Below are 16,183 nucleotides of genomic sequence, written 5' to 3'. Positions count from 1 at the left end.
CTGCGGTGCACGCCAGGTATAAACAGTAACACAAACATGAAAATAAATAAATGAACAGAAAGACTTTAGACCTCAGCATTGATTCCGGAAGAACGATACTTCAGGTACTGGAAAAAATGGATCACGAGAGAGTAAAATCGCTTATTGTAAACAGGGAGGACCGTTTTTTCGGAATGATTACCATTGGTGACCTGCAGCGAGCTATTATAAAAGGTCACAGCCTGACGGAAGCCATTGATCCCATTGTTGATACCCATAAAATATATGCGACAGTAGATGATGATATGGAGGTTGTGAAAGCCAAAATGCACCGTCTGCGCGCCGAATTCATGCCTTTAGTCTCCGCTTCGGGTGAACTGCTGGACGTTTATTACTGGCAGGATCTCTTTGAGATGCACCAAAGTGAAGCCAGGGAAAAAATTGACCTGCCCGTAGTTATTATGGCCGGCGGCCAGGGTACCCGATTAAGACCTCTTACCAACGTGATTCCAAAGCCGCTGATCCCGCTCAATGAGAAAACCATCCTGGAGTTGATCCTGGATCAGTTCTGCGCCATAGGCTGCACCAGGTTTTATATGTCAGTTAATTATAAATATGAGATCTTAAAGTACTATCTTGATAATCTGGAAATCAAATACAATGTGGATTTCTTTAAAGAGGAAATACCTCTCGGAACCATCGGCAGTGTGTCACTGCTTAAAGATAAGATTACAACTCCCTTTTTTGTCTCCAACTGCGATATCCTTATAGACCAGGACTACCGCGATGTTTATGATTATCATGTAAGGAACAAAAATAAAATTACAATTGTTGCAGCGGTAAAGACTTACCGTATCCCATACGGTGTGGTGGAATCCGGCGAGAACGGCACGTTGGAAAGCCTGTCTGAAAAGCCGGACATCAGCTATATGATCAATACGGGGGTCTACCTGCTGGATCCTGAACTTATAGATGACATCCCAGAAAACCAGTTCTTCCATATCACTGAACTTATTGAAAAGACCCGCAGCGCCGGTGGCAGGGTAGGCTGTTTTCCGGTAAGCGAAAAATCGTGGACAGATATTGGCGACTGGAGCGAATACCTTAAGTTCATAAAGAAGAATTAGCAGGTTTCAACACATCAACAGTTACAATATTAACTCTTACCTGCTAAAAAAGTAAATTGTCTGATGCTCAAATCATAAATCTAACTATAAATATTAACTTTTTTAAGTTAATTGACATTGTCTAATGGAATGGAAGAAAACAATAAGAATATTTTAGTAATTTCCGTACATACATGGAATGATGAAGGAGGATCAAACACACTTCAGAATCTTTTTAAACAGTTTGACCCCGCCAATATCTACTCCGTATATACGAGAGCTGATTTTCCTAAATCAAAATTCTGTAATAATTTTTATCAGATAAGGGAAATCTCACTCCTACGTCGTCTATTCATTCGTAAAGAGAAAGTTGGTAGTGTTGTGCCTTCTAACAGCGCTAAAGAAAATGTTAAAACTTTGCAGGAGAATAAGGTCAAGAAGATATATAAACAAGTTAGCAGTCCACTATTCACTTTTATGCGGGAATTGCTGTGGCTCACCGATTATTGGAAAGAAGAGTCGCTGAAAAATTATATAAAGAATTCTAATGCCGATACTGTTTTTATTTTGGTCTCTTCGGTCATTTATTCAAATAGAATTGCATTATATGCTAAAGAACTTTTACCAAAAAGTAAAGTAGTTATTTATTTTGTGGATGACAGTTATACATACGCAGCTGCTGCAAAATCATTTTTTGGAATATGGCACCGGTATATGTTGAGAAGCACACTAAAAAAACTAGTACAAAAAGCATCTGATGTATTTGTTATTTCACCAAAAATGAAACGGGAGTTTGATCGATCATTTAGTATAAGCACCAAAATATTGACTAAAAGTATTGATCCAATTACTATAAAAAATTCCACAAATAATTTGTCAAATAATAAAATAATTAAACTGCTGTATGTTGGAAACTTATTGTATGGGAGAAATACTGAATTGTTTAACTTGGCCCAACACATAAGCGAATATAATACAAAATATGGAGTAAAATTCCAGTTTGACATTTACACGCAAACGACCCCGTCTACCGCAGATATTAGTAAATTTAATAAGTATCAGAATTGTTCACTTAATAAACCAGTTCCTTACTCTGAGGTAGAACGACTACAATCACAATATGATATACTGATTTATCCAGAATCCTTTCGAGCTAGATATATAAGAATTACAAGGTTATCTTTTTCGACAAAAGCAACAGACTATTTAGCTAGTGGAAAAATGATATGGGCTATTGGTCCCAAACATATTGCCCCTATGGAATACTTCGCTACTAATCATTGTGCACTAGTGTCCACTTCCCGCGCAACCATTTTCAAGGATCTGGGAAAAATTGCAAATGATAAAGTGAATAGTGAGGAATTGATAAAAAATGCTAGAAAATGTTGCATGTTATTTCATGATGAGGAGCAACAAGGATTGATATTCCGCAACGCAGTTTATAATTAGTTGTACTCTGTAAGGGTTAAGTGAACAATATTTTACGTATTATAAATTCGAAATTACGACACAACTTCTAATATCTTTCTTTAATTTATCAGATAGAGTTCGAGAAGTTTATAAATTTCATTGATGTTGGTAAACAAAACATCATGCACCATAATTTAGTAGCAAATGAAAATAATAATGCTTGCTGGTAAAGGCAAAAGCACTGCTTACATATACAACGGAATTACTCAAAATATTGACATCGAAGCTGTCTTGATAGCAGATGCAACTCCTGCCATACAGCTTATAAAGCGTCGCATTAAAAAGTTAGGGTTTGTAACAGTGATCAACCAACTGTTGTTTCAGACTGTACTGAGCAAAACCATTGCCTTTTTTTCAAAGCGACTTATAGAATGCCGAAAAAAACAGTTGAACCTCAGGGATCAACCTATTCCTGCTGAGAAGATATTGGACGTAGGTTTTGTAAATTCAGATATCTGTCTTAAGACAATTATAGATCTAAATCCAGATGTAATTATAGTAAATGGTACTTCTATTATCAAGAAAAAAATTCTTGAAGCAACGGATGCAATATTTATTAATACGCATGTAGGTATTACGCCACAGTATAGGGGAGTACATGGCGGTTATTGGGCATTGCGTAATCATGATAGCCAAAATTTTGGTGTAACTGTTCATAAAGTAGATTCTGGCATCGATACAGGTGATGTTATTTATCAATCTACATGTGCTGTTACAAAAAAGGATAATTTTTTAACATATCCTTTGTACCAATATGCATTAGCTATCCCATTACTAGTGAAAACCATTGAAAATATAAAACGGAACCAACTCGTGACAGCTAAAAAAGAAAATGTGAAAAGTAAATTGTATTATCACCCCACAATGACTGATTATATTTATGGTTGGTTTAAAGATAACATTAAGTAGAGCATGAAAGGTAAATTTATTATATCATTAGATTTTGAGCTTCACTGGGGAGCAGTTGAAAAATGGGATCTTAAAGACATGTCTCAATATTTTTTGAATACAAGAACTTCTATCCCAGATGTGCTAAGACTTTTTGAAGAAAATAACATAAATGCGACTTGGGCGACAGTAGGATTCTTATTTGCTAAAAATAAAGAACAACTGCTGGAGTTTGCACCATTGCAAAAACCTTCTTATAATAAGAGTAAACTCAACTATTATAACCACTTCGACCAGATTGGTGATAATGAAAATGAAGACCCATATCATTATGGCTATAGTCTAATAGAAAAAATAGTAAAATCGCAAGGCCAAGAATTGGCTACGCATACTTTTGCACATTATTATTGCACCGAAGAAGGTCAAAATGTTGAGCAGTTTAGCGCGGATTTAGTGGCGGCGCAGAATATTGCGCAGCATAACTTTGGGGTAAAACTGAGTGCGTTGGTATTTCCAAGAAATCAATATAACAATGAATATCTTGAACAGGCAGCGAAGAATGGCATCAAGGTAGTTCGCTCAAATCCGGATGTTTGGTTTTGGAAAAATCAGAAAAGGAAGGAGGTTCAGTTGTTTAGGGCATTAGATACACTTGTTCCAATTAGTAAAACTCTGGCGTTTGAAGAGAATCAGGTAATACGCAAGAATGGTATCACAGAATTGCCTGCAAGCCGATTTTTTAGACCTTATGTACATCGAGAGAAAGTTGTACAAAATTTGAAACTTTATAGGATACTGAATGAAATGACTCATGCTGCAAAGAATAATTTATGCTATCATCTATGGTGGCATCCACATAATTTCGGAAACAATGTACAGACAAATTTAATGCAACTTGCCATAATTATTAAACATTATCGCAAACTTAATGAAGATTTTGGCTTCCTCTCAGTAACAATGGAAAGTTTTAAGATACAATGAAAAAGCTAGTAAGAATCACCACGGTACCCATTTCCCTTAATAAGTTACTGGGACCGCAGCTGGAGTTTATGGACAATCATTTTAATGTAATTGCTGTATCTGCCGATGAGGAAAAACTGCGTGAAGTGGCTTCAAAATACAAGGTAGATTATCATCACGTAGAAATGACCAGGGAAATCACTCCTTTACAGGATTTGAAAGCCCTCTGGAATCTCTACAGATTTCTGAAAAGGGAGAAACCTGCCATTGTTCATACCCACACTCCCAAAGCCGGTACGGTAGGTATGCTGGCGGCAAAACTGGCTGGAGTGCCTCACCGTCTGCATACGGTGGCCGGTATGCCACTAATGGAAACAAGTGGTTTCAAAAGAAAGGTGCTGGATTTTGTAGAAAAAATTACCTACGCAGCAGCTACAAAGCTGTATCCAAACTCCAAAGGACTCTGCGATTTTATCCGGGATAACAGATATACCCACGATGAAAAATTAAAGGTGATAGCTAACGGCTCTTCCAACGGAATTGATACCACCTATTTTTCACCGGAAGCTATTAAAGAAGAGCAAAGCCAGAAAAACCGGCAGCGCCTGGGACTGAAGGGTACGGATTTCGTGTTTGTATTTGTCGGCCGCCTGGTGGGTGATAAGGGCATCAATGAGTTAGTTACCGCCTTTAAGCAATTGGAAACAGATGCCAGAGAGGCTGCTGATAATGGTAGACATAAAGAAAAGTACTGCGACTGTGCCCTCTGCTACTCTTCAAACAATGCGAAACTGTTACTGGTGGGTCCACTGGAAACTGAACTGGATCCGCTGTCTCCTGAAACATTGGCGGAAATAGAATATAACCCCAATATACTGACCGTGGGCTATCAGTCTGATGTTCGGCAGTTTCTGGCTATAAGCAATGCCCTTGTGTTTCCGAGTTACCGCGAAGGATTCCCGAATGTGGTGATGCAGGCAGGTGCCATGCAGTTGCCGGCAATTGTAACCGACATTAACGGTTGTAATGAAATTATTATAGAAGGAAATAACGGAACAATTATTCCCGTTAAAGATGCGGTGGCTTTAAAGACAGCGATGTACAGAATGCTGGCGGACTGCAAGTGGCGGATTAATCTGCAATTTAATTCCAGGGAAATGATCACCTCGCGCTACGAACAGAAGGTGGTGTGGAAAGCACTTTTGCAGGAATACAAATCACTGATACATCTTAACAATAAAAACTAACTGGATTCAGTACGGATAGAAATTGTTTGTTTTAGTAATGAGCTAAGCACTTGATGCTAAGCATACCGATGATTAATATATAACTCTTTTTATCTAGTTGTTTTTTGCGATATTCCTCATGGGCATGTAGCCAATACCCGCTATTTTGTGCCCTTCAGAAATCTTCCTTATATTTAGTATTGGAAACATAGCCGTATAGGATTATCTTCGGCACGTATTTGATAACTTTATTGGAAGAATGGAAAACATAGTCATATCTGTTATAGTACCTGTCTATAAAGTAGAAAAATACCTACACAACTGTATCAAAAGTGTTTTAAACCAGTCTCATTCCAATTTGGAACTGATTCTGGTGAACGACGGGTCGCCGGATGGCAGCCGTCAGATTTGTGATGAGTTTGCGGCGAAAGACCGCCGCATCAAAGTTATTCACAAAGAAAATGGTGGTCTCTCCAGCGCACGTAATGCCGGGCTGGAGGTGGCCACAGGCGAGTATATCAGTTTTTTGGACAGCGATGATTTCTGGCATGAGGATTATCTGAAAATCATGCTGAATCTGTGTCTGGAGCATCATGCGGATATTGCACAGTGCGCGCTGACACGCGGCAGTGCTTCTGTCTTTCCTGCGGACAGGCATAAAGAAAAAACGCACACCTTTGACAATCATTCCATATTCCTGCAGGGCGCGGCAAATATTATCGTGTGCGCAAAACTTTACAGGAATCATGTAATCGGTGATTTAAGGATGCCTGAGGGGCTCATTAATGAGGATGATTTCACCACCTGGAAATTCTATTTTAAAGCAGATAAAATTGCAGTTACCTCCCGGCCCCTTTATTATTATACCATAAATGATTCGAGTATAATGGCTACGCAGGGAAAAAAACCCAACCTTAATTTTATAGAGGCTTATAAAGAACGTATTGAGTTCTTTCAGGATACTATGCATAAGGATCTGGAAGACTGTTCACGGGCTCACCTTTGCAAATCCATGCTGCTTTCCAGCATAAACAGTAATTTAACCGAAGACCAGAAATTTACGGTGCAGCAAACCTTTACCGCAAACTGGAATAAAGTGAAAGCGTCACCTTATGTACCGCTTAATCTAAAAGTGCTGTTCTCAATGTATTCCGTCACTCCAGACATTACCCGCAGTCTTGTGAAAAAACTGTATAAGGCATGAGTAAACTGAAGATTCTGATCATAGCCGATGAGGTTTGGAATGACCGGATACACGGTAATAATGTGCTTACCAACTGGTTTACAGGTTTCGACGCGGAGTTTGCGGAAGTTTACTGCAGTCCCGGTGCGCCTTCCAATCCGGTATGTACACGTTATTTTCAGGTTACTGATGCTATGATGGCAAAATCACTCATGGGCAAACGGGCCGGTCATGCGTTTGAAACCGAAATCCTGGAAATGCAGGCCTCTGAAGTTGCTCCTGCCGCAGAGCCAATACCTGAAAAGTTTTACAGTACGATGAAATCCCTTGCCGGCGAGCCGTTAAGAGCCGTGCGCGATATGATATGGCTTACCGGCAGATATAATCAGGAAGCATTGAAAAAAATTATTGATGATTTTCAACCTGATGTAGTTTTTTGTCCGCGTCTACTTTCGCCTAAACTGATGCGGCTTGAGAAAATCATATCAAAAATGACCACGGCACCTTTCGTGGCTTTTACTGCAGACGATGAAGCTTCGATGATGCAGGTAAGCTACTCACCTCTTTATTGGATTAAACGCCTGCTCTTTAGATCGGCCTTTAAAAATCATGTAAAATTATATAAGCATTACTTCACTTTTTCAGCGGAACAGGCCTGTGACTACAATGCTCAAATATGACATTTCATTTCTACATCTACCCTTTATAAAAGTGGCGATTTCAGCCACAACTTTGTGAAAAAAGAAGTGAACGATCCGATCAAACTTGTGTATGCCGGCCGGCTGTACTGCAACCGGTGGAAAACACTTGCAGCAGTGGCCGACGCCCTAAAAGTAATTAATGTTGATGGCATCCGGATGACGCTCGATATCTATACCCAGGAGAAGGTAACGGATGAGCACCGTAAGGAAATCCTGACATCGGAGGCGGTGAAAATTCATGACCGTGTATCACCTCAGGAACTGACGGAAATTTACAGAGAGGCCGATGTAGCGCTCCATGTGGAATCCTTTGAAAAGAAATACCGTTACGCAACACGGGTGTCTTTTTCCACCAAAATAATAGATCTCATGTCCTCCACCTGTGCCATCCTTGCTATCTGTTGGGACCGGCATGCCGGCTTTCAGTATCTGCAGGAGCATGATGCCGCTTTTTGTGTGGATGAGGTGACTAAAATTGAACCACAGCTTCTGCAATTGGCCATGCAACCCGAACTCATAACTGAGTATGCGCGGAAAGCCTGGAATTGCGGTAAGCAGAATCATCAGCGTGAGCTTATTCAGGATGAATTGATGAATGTTTTTAAAAGGATTATGCAACAACATAAAGGAGGCGCATTAATATCAGATAATTCTGATTCAGCTAAATTATAAGAATGCCGGAGATAATGAACCATAATTACCCACGCAAAGTAAGGGCACTTGAAATCATCAATCTGTTTTCTTCTGCCAAAATTTTTATTGGCGGGCAGTTTCGCTATTTTAAAGAACATGGTGTGGATATGCATCTGATATGCAGCCCCGACGCTGAACTGGATGATTTCGCAAAGGAGCAGCAGCTCAAAAGCTATGAGGCAATAGAGCTGAACCGCCAGCTCAGCCCGATGAAAGATCTGGCCGCACTTTACCGGATCTGTAAGTTTATTAAACGTAATAAAGTAAATGTCCTGATCGGGCATCAGCCAAAAGGTACATTGCTCACCGTATTGGCGGGCCGTATTATGGGCGTACCAAAAATCATACTCTTCGCACACGGGACTTTTTATGAAACGGAAACAGGGCTCAGGAAGGCAATATTCATTAATCTCGAACGGTTCCTGTCCTTTTTTTCGCACAAAGTTGTCTGTGTAAGTCCTTTTGTGATGCAGATTCGTGAGGAACTGAAAATTGACCTGCCCGGTAAACGTGTAATTCTGGGCAGTGGCACCTGTGGAGGGATAGATACTGAATCCAAATACCATCCCGACCTGATAATGAAGGAGCAGTTTCAAAATATACAGACTGGCTATGGTTTTCTTCCTTCCGATTTTGTAATTGGATTTTCCGGCAGGCTCGTTCGCGATAAAGGCATCATGGAACTTGTTGATGCCTACCGTATCCTTGTAGATAAACATCCGGAAAAATCAATTAAGCTGCTTCTGGTGGGCGATTACGAAGAGCGGGATGCGATCCCTGAATCTTATGTGAACATTATAGATGGTGATCCAAGTATTATAAAAACCGGATTTATTAGAGAAGGTATGGAGTATTATTACCCGTTAATGTCTGTACTCGTACTTCCGTCATACCGTGACGGTTTTGGACTGAGTCTGATTGAGGCTTCAGCCATGCAGGTACCGGTTTTAGCGAGTGACATTACGGGTTGCAGGGATGCCATAAAGGAAAATGTGAGCGGGCACTATATAAAAATTGAACCGTCAGACATTGCGTCAAAGATTGAAATGTATTTCGATGCCGGTTTGGCTGTAACTATAGGAAAATCAGGTCGCCAGTGGGTGCGGGAGCACTTTGATCATGAGGTTGTCTGGCCTCATATGCGGGAGGTGCTTCAAAGTAAATAACAGATATGAGTATGCTAGAATTTCAGAAGTTTGATTACAATGTGTCACTGGACCGGCAGCAAAAGCTGTTTGCTGAATGTTTCCCCGAGGTATTTGATGACGCGCACACCAGTATTTCTTATTCTACTGATAAGTATAAATGGCTTTTCCAGTCCTATCCCGCTGCCACCAAATCTTATGAGTACGCCGCGATGATAAAGGACGACTTGGTGGGCTATTATGCCGCGCTGCCCTTTGTTTATAAAATAGGTAACAGGACTTACAGTTCAGGGATGGTTTGCGGGGTAATGACCAGCCCAAAGCAGAGAAAAGCAGGGATATTCACCAAACTTGGTAACTTTGCAGCTGAAGAGCAAACGAAAGCCGGTGTGGATTTCAACCTTACATTTCCCATCCGCAAGGCGGTGATGCCCGGTTTTATGCGGATGGGTTGGGAAGTGGGTTTTGATATGCCTCTGTATATCAAATTCCTGAAACTGAACTCACTGTTGCAGCGTAAGAAATTAGGGGTGTTGGCTCCCGTGTTTAATATAGGTGCTGCACTGTACAGCACAGCATTCAGGAAAAAGAATAATGCGGATATTAAAATTGTTACGTTTAAAAAGTTTGAAGAGATCAGTGGGTACGGTGAGTTTGTTAAAGCGTATGAGCAGGCTACACCTAATACACTAAAGAAAGATGCTGCGTTCAGCAAGTGGCGTTATGGTGCGCCGGGCGCCGAATATCTGTTCCTTTGCGCTTACAGAGCGGACCGGCTTATCGGTTTTGTTTCACTGCGGGCTATGGTGCGGGAGGGCGTTCCTTCTTATGGCATCGTTGATTTTATGTACACAGAAGGAGTTTGCCTGAATAATCTGTACAACGCGATGGAAGAACGTGCAAGAGCAAATGGAATTGAAGCCATAATGACGATGATGAGTAAGTTCTCTGCAGGAAAATACCGTATATTGTCCCACGGTTTTTTAAAGAGTCCGTTTAAGTTCCATTTTATTTTCAAGAATTTGTCAGGAAAAATTGAACAGCAGGAAATGTTTAGTGAGAAAGACTGGCACCTTATGTTTGTAGATACAGATGACCTTTAATGAACAACACAACACAAATGAACATTCTTACTTTTGACATTGAGGAGTGGTACCTGGAGAAGGTCTACCATGGAGGCCGCGCGGAGAAATATGCTGAGTTCGACCGTTTTCTGAATATTATACTGGATTTACTGGACGAAGTGAATACAAATGCTACGTTTTTTTGTGTGGGAAAGATGGCACTTGATTTCCCGGAGATCGTTAGGAAAATTTTTGAACGAGGACATGAGGTGGGCTGTCATTCTGATAAGCATATGTGGCTGAACAAACTAAGCAGAGAGGAAACATTTGAAGATACCCGTACAGCTGTGGATGCTCTTGAACAGTGTACGGGTGAGAAGATTCTCAGTTACCGGGCACCCGCATTCTCCATAGGGAAAAATAACAGTTGGGCCTTTGAGGTTCTATGTCAGTGTGGCATTACGCGCGACGCATCCATTTTTCCGGCGGCACGTGACTTTGGAGGATTTGAATCCTTTAAGTATAAGGAGCCTACCTATATTTCATATAATAATCATACATTAAAAGAGTTCCCTGTCTCTACAGTTACATTGTTGGGAAGCAAGCTTGTATATTCAGGAGGAGGTTATTTTCGGTTTTTTCCGCTTTCATTTATCCGTAATCAGATGAGATCCAATTCTTATTCGATGACCTACTTTCACATCGGCGATTTAATACCGGAAATTAATAAATTAATGTCGCGCAGCGAATATGAAGAGTATTTTATGGAAAACGGCAATTTATTTAACCGGTACATAAGGTACCTTAAAAGTAATTTTGGCACCAAGGGTGCCTGTGAAAAATTAGTCCAGTTGGTTAAAGGAGTGAATTTTGTAAGTGTTGAGCAGGCTGATTTAGATATCGAGTGGAGTTTAGCTCCTGTAATGGATTTGACCGATCTGAAATAAGTACAGAGTAATCTCCTCTGTAATAACATTACCTAAAGATGGTGCCTTGCCCTGTACTATCACGTTATTTTATTAGAAATCGCAATGAAAATACGGAGCGAACTGATAATGAAAGCGAGTGTGAATGATTATATTTGCACATTAGTACTTACAGAGTCTCCTTTACAAATTCTAAAATGGCACAAAGTAACCATCAGTTAAAGCGGAATTGAATTGTTTTTCAAGATCCTAAATTGGTCAACTCGAGAAGAATCCGATAACTCTGCAGCCAACGACAACTCCATGTATAGAAATTATATTAAGCGCCTTCTAGATTTCATGACTGCACTTGCAGGCTTGGTTATTCTCAGTCCACTTTTAATAGTAGTTATAATCGGTCTTACTCTCGTCAACAGCGGCAAGCCATTTTTCCTGCAAAGGAGACCGGGAAAAGGGGGACGGATTTTCAAAATTGTTAAATTCAAGACCATGACGGATGGAAGGGATGCAGCCGGAAACCTGTTGCCAGATGCGCAGCGTTTGACTCCGGTCGGAAACTTTGTACGCAAAACTTCACTTGATGAAATTCCACAGCTGATTAATGTACTGAAGGGCGATATGTCCCTTATAGGGCCGAGGCCTTTGCTTCCGGAATATTTACCTTTATACAGCCCGCAACAGGCCAGGCGTCATGAAGTAAGACCGGGTATTACCGGTTGGGCCCAGGTAAACGGGCGGAATGCGGTAAGCTGGGAAGATAAATTTATAATGGATGTTTGGTATGTGGACCATGTAAGTCCAGGACTGGACTTACAAATTCTGATGATGACCGTACAGAAGGTTTTCAAATCAGAAGGCATCAGTGCTGAAGGACAGGCTACTGCAGAACGTTTTAAAGGAAATGCGATATGATTTTAATCGGTGCAAGCGGTCATGCCAAGGTGATTCTGGATATTCTTTTTAAGAATGAAATCACGGTGGACAGAATACTGGATGCCAATCCTCCCGTAACGGAGCTGTTTGGTGTTCCGGTAAACCTTGATGATGGAGCACAGCTATCAAAAGAAACCAAAGCCGTTATCGCTGTAGGTAATAACCTGATCCGCAAAAAGATTGCGGAATCCAGGTTGTTGCAGTATATGCCTGCGGTTCATCCCCGAAGTACGGTTTCCCCCTTTGCCAAAATAGGTACAGGTACCGTGGTTATGGCTAACGCGGTGATTAATCCAGACGCTTTAGTAGGAAAGCACTGCATTATTAATACCGGTGCAGTGATTGAGCACGACTGTGTACTGGAGGATTATGTGCATATTTCACCAAATGCCGCACTTGCAGGAAACGTTACTGTGGGCGAATGTAGCCAGATCGGTATTGGAGCTGTGGTGCTTCAGGGAATTAAGATCGGAAATAATGTTACAGTCGGTGCCGGTGCAGTGATTATCCGCGATATTCCTGATCGAGTAACTGTTGTCGGAAATCCAGGCAGGATAATTAAATAGTTTTGTGAAAGAGCCAAGGCAAAAGTAAAAAGGCAAAAACCAAAAGTGGTCCGAGCATCAAAAATCAAGAGCCAGGAATCAAGATTCAAAATCCAAAATCCAAAATTCCTAATCTAAAATCCACAATCCCCAATTTAAATCGGTTCGTCATCATTCAGCCTCTTCAGGAAGTAGGTAGGGGAGATGTGGTAGCGTTCCTGGAAGTTTTTGGAGAAACTCTGTGCGGTGCTGTAGCCAAGTTTGTTGGCGGTTTCCTGTATGCTGAGCTGCCGGGTTTTCGGCCTGCTTTTCCACATATGAATGACTTCATTTAAACGGAGTGTGTTGAGGTAGGCGTTAAAGTATTGTCGAAAATTACATTTTTGTGTGCTATCATTCATGCAGAAATCTATTCGTAAACGCCAAATCATGTATTTTTGCGGTTAATTTTATTAAATTAACATTAATAAAAAGTAAAAACTATGACCGTACACCATTATGGATTAGCGACTAAATCAATTGAAAAAAGTATCAAATCATTTATAGCCTTAGGATATGAAGCCTGTTCTGATATTATTTTCGACCCGCTACAGGGGGTTAATCTTTTATTTTTAAAAAATGAGAATGATCATTTTATCGAACTGGTAGAACCCGCGGCTACTGAAAATCCGGTTTCCAAAATCTTATCGAAAAATGGATCATCATTATATCACATTTGCTACACTGTTGACCACTTGGACCAAAAGATTGAAGAACTTAAAAGTAACCGTTTTAAGCTTGTATTACCTCCTACGCCCGCAGTAGCATTTGAGGGAAGAAAAATATGTTTTCTTTATCATCCAAGTTTGGGACTTATTGAGCTTTTGGAAAAATAGCTTTAAGGAATGTTCTTTTCCCTGCTGTGTACATGTGAAAATTATTTCGTCGCTTTCATATGAAGTTACTGCGATAGTTCATCTAAAAAGGAAGCCTTCTGCTAACTTGTTGGAAATCTGTTCGGATTATTCGGATTTAAAATGATAAGATGATATTGTTTCTAGACGCAAAAGCTAAGGATTTCTTTGTTCAGCCGAGAAGATGTCATATAGTCAGAAATGCTTCCGATACTTAATGCTTTGTTTCCTCTGTGCAACCTTGGTCCAGTCTGTGGTTAAATGAGAGCTGAAAGCTGAATGCATGGAGCCAGAAGATAAAGACAAAAGTAAATAGTAAAGTTTGGAAGAAAGAGAAAAGGAGAAAGATGAAAGAACCAAGAATCAAGATAGGGTCGCGGAGATTTTCTTAGGCTTTCTTTGTGTTCCTTGTGAAAGTCTTTGTGAACTTTGTGGTTAGATGAGAGCTGAGAGCTGAGAGTCAGGAGCCAAGATTGATAATCCACAATTCAAAATTCAAAATTCAAAATCTAAAATCCCCAATTTAAATCGGTTCGTCATCATTCAGCCTTTTCAGGAAGTAGGTAGGGGAGATGTGGTAGCGTTCCTGGAAGTTTTTGGAGAAACTCTGTGCGGTGCTGTAGCCAAGTTTGTTGGCGGTTTCCTGTATGCTGAGCTGCCGTGTTTTCGGCCTGCTTTTCCACATATGAATGACTTCATTTAAACGGAGTGTGTTGAGGTAGGCGTTAAAGCTTTGACCCATGTTCTGGTTAAGCACCTTAGAAAGGTAAGAACTGTTTGTACCACACCGGGAAGCCAGGGCAGTAAGTGTCAAGTTCTTTTTCATATACCCCTTTTCCTGCTCGAAATGATGCAGTTTATCCACAATCTGCTCCACCAGCAGCGGATTGAGGTCGCCCACATTCTTCACATCATTCTGAACCGGCACTGTTTCTTCCGGCTCAAATTCTTTTTCCTCCACCACAGGTGCCGGCACCGTTTCGTGCAGTCCTTCAGTTTGCGGTTTGTAGGCTTCAGCTTCGTTCGGTTCTGCAGCTTGCTCTGCTTCACGGCCAGTGGCGTCGGCCTGGGGAATCGCCGAAAACTCTTCATAGAGCTTTTTATAATAATTTCTCCGGCGGTAGTAACGTAAGGCGATGAATATTGAAACACAGGCAATTAAGAGTGAGACACCACTTATAATCCCCGACTGTATCCGGTCGGAAACCAATCTGTTCTGCAGCTGTTCCTTCTCTTCCTGAAGAAGTTTATTGTCGTAGCGGCTGCTGAGCTGCTGGAAAAGTTCTTTATAGTTCTTTTCGTACAGGGTGTTGATCTGCAGCAGTTTATTTACATACTCCAGTTGCTTCTGCACATTGCCTGTATTCTTATGATATTCATAGAGTGTTTCAAAGGCAGGTCTGAACTGGGGGTCAATCTTACCGGTTTTCTGGAATTCTTCGTCCAGCATCGTAAGATATTTTAAGGCCTCAGGATGTTTGCCGGCCTTATAATAGCTCATGCCGAGGTAAAACTTCTCGGTGAGATGTTTCCAGTTATCCGAGTACAGGGTGAGGGCATGGTTTAATTTGCTGATGGCGAGCGGATAGTTTTTCCTGTAATAGGCGTCTATTCCTTCTGAACCTACGAAATAGGGCCGGAACTGCGGCATTTTTTCATCTTCAATAAAGGAAATGCCTTCTGCCACAAGCTTTTTATTATCTGCAAACTCGCCAAGCTTGGACTGTGTATCCAAAAGGGCGATAAGGGAGTGCATATAATAGTTTCGATAATCTGTATCATCCACATTTTCACCGTGGTTTTTCCTGAAAAATTCTAATGCTTCCTCAATTAATACCTTTGCTTCTTCATTCTGTCCGAGGTAATTTCGGATTCGTGCAATATTAAGGTTTAAAACATTAGCCAGATATGGACTGTTTTTTATGGACAGGTGTGTTTGCGCCTGCACATAACTTAGTAAGGCTATGTTATAATCTTCATTAAGCTCATGAAGTGTACCATTAGTCATTAAAGCATCGCCCAGGATATTAGGTTGACTAATTTCTTTTGCAGTACGGAGCATACTGTCAGCATAGGCCATTTTTTTCCGGTTAGCTGCGTATTTTGTACCCAAGACATATGCCCGGTAAATCTTTAAGTGATTATTTTCTGATTTCGCTTTCAGTGAGTACAGATCTATAAATTTCTGAACCTGGTCCGGTTCATACTGTACCGCTGAAATTTGTTTTTCCAGTTCGGAGTAAAGTGATTCATCAGCTAAATTCCTATTTTGCCCATTTACCACCATAGCGAAAGCCATAATCAAGCTAATGACTATGCGGGAGAAAAAATTACGGCTGTATTTTGATGTTTTCAAGCAGGGGGTGCTGATTACTATCGGTAAATATATAAAAAAGTTCGTATTGAGCGTACCTTAAGCCTATGTATTAACTTTTATCTAAGGGATTTATTTACCTATTTACCGTTAGATT

General features: G+C 40.7%; 16 protein-coding genes. 14 read left to right on the top strand and 2 right to left on the bottom strand.

Annotated features, from left to right (window positions below):
• Positions 1-50 precede the first annotated feature (50 nt).
• The 13 genes from H1R16_RS04110 to H1R16_RS04055 all read left to right on the top strand — a co-directional run bounded on the left by H1R16_RS04110 (position 51) and on the right by H1R16_RS04055 (position 12,840).
• Positions 51-1,106 carry a nucleotidyltransferase family protein gene (locus H1R16_RS04110; protein WP_181887544.1) on the top strand — a complete coding sequence of 352 codons (1,056 nt, stop codon included), beginning with the start codon at positions 51-53 and terminating at the stop codon, positions 1,104-1,106.
• Positions 1,107-1,235: 129 nt separating this feature from the next.
• Positions 1,236-2,534, top strand: a complete 1,299-nt coding sequence (locus H1R16_RS04105; protein WP_181887543.1) for a glycosyltransferase family protein — start codon at positions 1,236-1,238, stop codon at positions 2,532-2,534.
• Between the two features lie 165 nt (positions 2,535-2,699).
• On the top strand, positions 2,700-3,464 hold the full coding sequence (locus tag H1R16_RS04100; protein ID WP_181887542.1) for a formyl transferase: 765 nt from the start codon (positions 2,700-2,702) through the stop codon (positions 3,462-3,464).
• 3 nt (positions 3,465-3,467) lie between these two features.
• A complete protein-coding gene (locus tag H1R16_RS04095) occupies positions 3,468-4,424 on the top strand; it encodes a polysaccharide deacetylase family protein (RefSeq protein ID WP_181887541.1) in 957 nt (318 codons plus the stop codon).
• Positions 4,421-5,650, top strand: a complete 1,230-nt coding sequence (locus tag H1R16_RS04090; protein ID WP_181887540.1) for a glycosyltransferase family 4 protein — start codon at positions 4,421-4,423, stop codon at positions 5,648-5,650. The genes H1R16_RS04095 and H1R16_RS04090 overlap by 4 nt, the downstream gene beginning before the upstream one ends.
• Before the next feature lie 238 nt (positions 5,651-5,888).
• Positions 5,889-6,833 carry a glycosyltransferase family 2 protein gene (locus H1R16_RS04085; RefSeq protein ID WP_181887539.1) on the top strand — a complete coding sequence of 315 codons (945 nt, stop codon included), beginning with the start codon at positions 5,889-5,891 and terminating at the stop codon, positions 6,831-6,833.
• Positions 6,830-7,492, top strand: coding sequence for a hypothetical protein (locus tag H1R16_RS12230; RefSeq protein WP_228451391.1), 663 nt, complete (start codon positions 6,830-6,832; stop codon positions 7,490-7,492). The genes H1R16_RS04085 and H1R16_RS12230 overlap by 4 nt, the downstream gene beginning before the upstream one ends.
• 54 nt (positions 7,493-7,546) lie before the next feature.
• Entirely contained in the window at positions 7,547-8,185 is a 639-nt protein-coding gene (locus H1R16_RS12225) for a glycosyltransferase family protein (RefSeq protein WP_228451390.1), read from the top strand.
• 2 nt (positions 8,186-8,187) lie between these two features.
• Positions 8,188-9,372: a glycosyltransferase gene (locus H1R16_RS04075; RefSeq protein ID WP_181887538.1), complete on the top strand. Its 1,185-nt coding sequence runs from the start codon at positions 8,188-8,190 to the stop codon at positions 9,370-9,372.
• Positions 9,373-9,377: 5 nt separating this feature from the next.
• Positions 9,378-10,454, top strand: coding sequence for a GNAT family N-acetyltransferase (locus tag H1R16_RS04070; protein WP_181887537.1), 1,077 nt, complete (start codon positions 9,378-9,380; stop codon positions 10,452-10,454).
• 17 nt (positions 10,455-10,471) lie between these two features.
• On the top strand, positions 10,472-11,362 hold the full coding sequence (locus H1R16_RS04065) for a polysaccharide deacetylase family protein (RefSeq protein ID WP_181887536.1): 891 nt from the start codon (positions 10,472-10,474) through the stop codon (positions 11,360-11,362).
• 282 nt (positions 11,363-11,644) lie between these two features.
• Positions 11,645-12,253, top strand: a complete 609-nt coding sequence (locus tag H1R16_RS04060) for a sugar transferase (protein ID WP_181887535.1) — start codon at positions 11,645-11,647, stop codon at positions 12,251-12,253.
• Positions 12,250-12,840 carry an acetyltransferase gene (locus H1R16_RS04055; protein WP_181887534.1) on the top strand — a complete coding sequence of 197 codons (591 nt, stop codon included), beginning with the start codon at positions 12,250-12,252 and terminating at the stop codon, positions 12,838-12,840. The genes H1R16_RS04060 and H1R16_RS04055 overlap by 4 nt, the downstream gene beginning before the upstream one ends.
• Positions 12,841-12,974: 134 nt before the next feature.
• On the opposite strand, the gene H1R16_RS04050 is transcribed toward H1R16_RS04055, so the two are convergent.
• Positions 12,975-13,220 (bottom strand): helix-turn-helix domain-containing protein, encoded by a 246-nt coding sequence (locus H1R16_RS04050; protein ID WP_181887533.1) that lies wholly within the window; start codon positions 13,218-13,220, stop codon positions 12,975-12,977.
• Positions 13,221-13,301: 81 nt separating this feature from the next.
• Between H1R16_RS04050 and H1R16_RS04045 the strand changes: the two genes are divergently transcribed.
• Positions 13,302-13,694 (top strand): VOC family protein, encoded by a 393-nt coding sequence (locus H1R16_RS04045; protein ID WP_181887532.1) that lies wholly within the window; start codon positions 13,302-13,304, stop codon positions 13,692-13,694.
• A 541-nt stretch (positions 13,695-14,235) separates the two neighbouring features.
• Here H1R16_RS04045 and H1R16_RS04040 read toward each other — a convergent pair.
• On the bottom strand, positions 14,236-16,068 hold the full coding sequence (locus H1R16_RS04040; RefSeq protein WP_182035789.1) for a helix-turn-helix transcriptional regulator: 1,833 nt from the start codon (positions 16,066-16,068) through the stop codon (positions 14,236-14,238).
• Positions 16,069-16,183 lie beyond the last annotated feature (115 nt).

The sequence above is a fragment of the Marnyiella aurantia genome (assembly GCF_014041915.1).
Classification (GTDB): domain Bacteria; phylum Bacteroidota; class Bacteroidia; order Flavobacteriales; family Weeksellaceae; genus Marnyiella; species Marnyiella aurantia.
This window is presented reverse-complemented; position numbering and strand designations above follow the sequence as displayed.

Excerpts from the sequence above, each read along its gene's own strand:
- H1R16_RS04110 (WP_181887544.1), top strand. The coding sequence starts at position 51 with ATGAACAGAAAGACTTTAGACCTCAGCATTGATTCCGGAAGAACGATA.
- H1R16_RS04105 (WP_181887543.1), top strand. The coding sequence starts at position 1,236 with ATGGAAGAAAACAATAAGAATATTTTAGTAATTTCCGTACATACATGG.
- H1R16_RS04100 (WP_181887542.1), top strand. The coding sequence starts at position 2,700 with ATGAAAATAATAATGCTTGCTGGTAAAGGCAAAAGCACTGCTTACATA.
- H1R16_RS04095 (WP_181887541.1), top strand. The coding sequence starts at position 3,468 with ATGAAAGGTAAATTTATTATATCATTAGATTTTGAGCTTCACTGGGGA.
- H1R16_RS04090 (WP_181887540.1), top strand. The coding sequence starts at position 4,421 with ATGAAAAAGCTAGTAAGAATCACCACGGTACCCATTTCCCTTAATAAG.
- H1R16_RS04085 (WP_181887539.1), top strand. The coding sequence starts at position 5,889 with ATGGAAAACATAGTCATATCTGTTATAGTACCTGTCTATAAAGTAGAA.
- H1R16_RS12230 (WP_228451391.1), top strand. The coding sequence starts at position 6,830 with ATGAGTAAACTGAAGATTCTGATCATAGCCGATGAGGTTTGGAATGAC.
- H1R16_RS04075 (WP_181887538.1), top strand. The coding sequence starts at position 8,188 with ATGCCGGAGATAATGAACCATAATTACCCACGCAAAGTAAGGGCACTT.
- H1R16_RS04070 (WP_181887537.1), top strand. The coding sequence starts at position 9,378 with ATGAGTATGCTAGAATTTCAGAAGTTTGATTACAATGTGTCACTGGAC.
- H1R16_RS04065 (WP_181887536.1), top strand. The coding sequence starts at position 10,472 with ATGAACATTCTTACTTTTGACATTGAGGAGTGGTACCTGGAGAAGGTC.
- H1R16_RS04060 (WP_181887535.1), top strand. The coding sequence starts at position 11,645 with ATGTATAGAAATTATATTAAGCGCCTTCTAGATTTCATGACTGCACTT.
- H1R16_RS04055 (WP_181887534.1), top strand. The coding sequence starts at position 12,250 with ATGATTTTAATCGGTGCAAGCGGTCATGCCAAGGTGATTCTGGATATT.
- H1R16_RS04050 (WP_181887533.1), bottom strand. The coding sequence starts at position 13,220 with ATGAATGATAGCACACAAAAATGTAATTTTCGACAATACTTTAACGCC.
- H1R16_RS04045 (WP_181887532.1), top strand. The coding sequence starts at position 13,302 with ATGACCGTACACCATTATGGATTAGCGACTAAATCAATTGAAAAAAGT.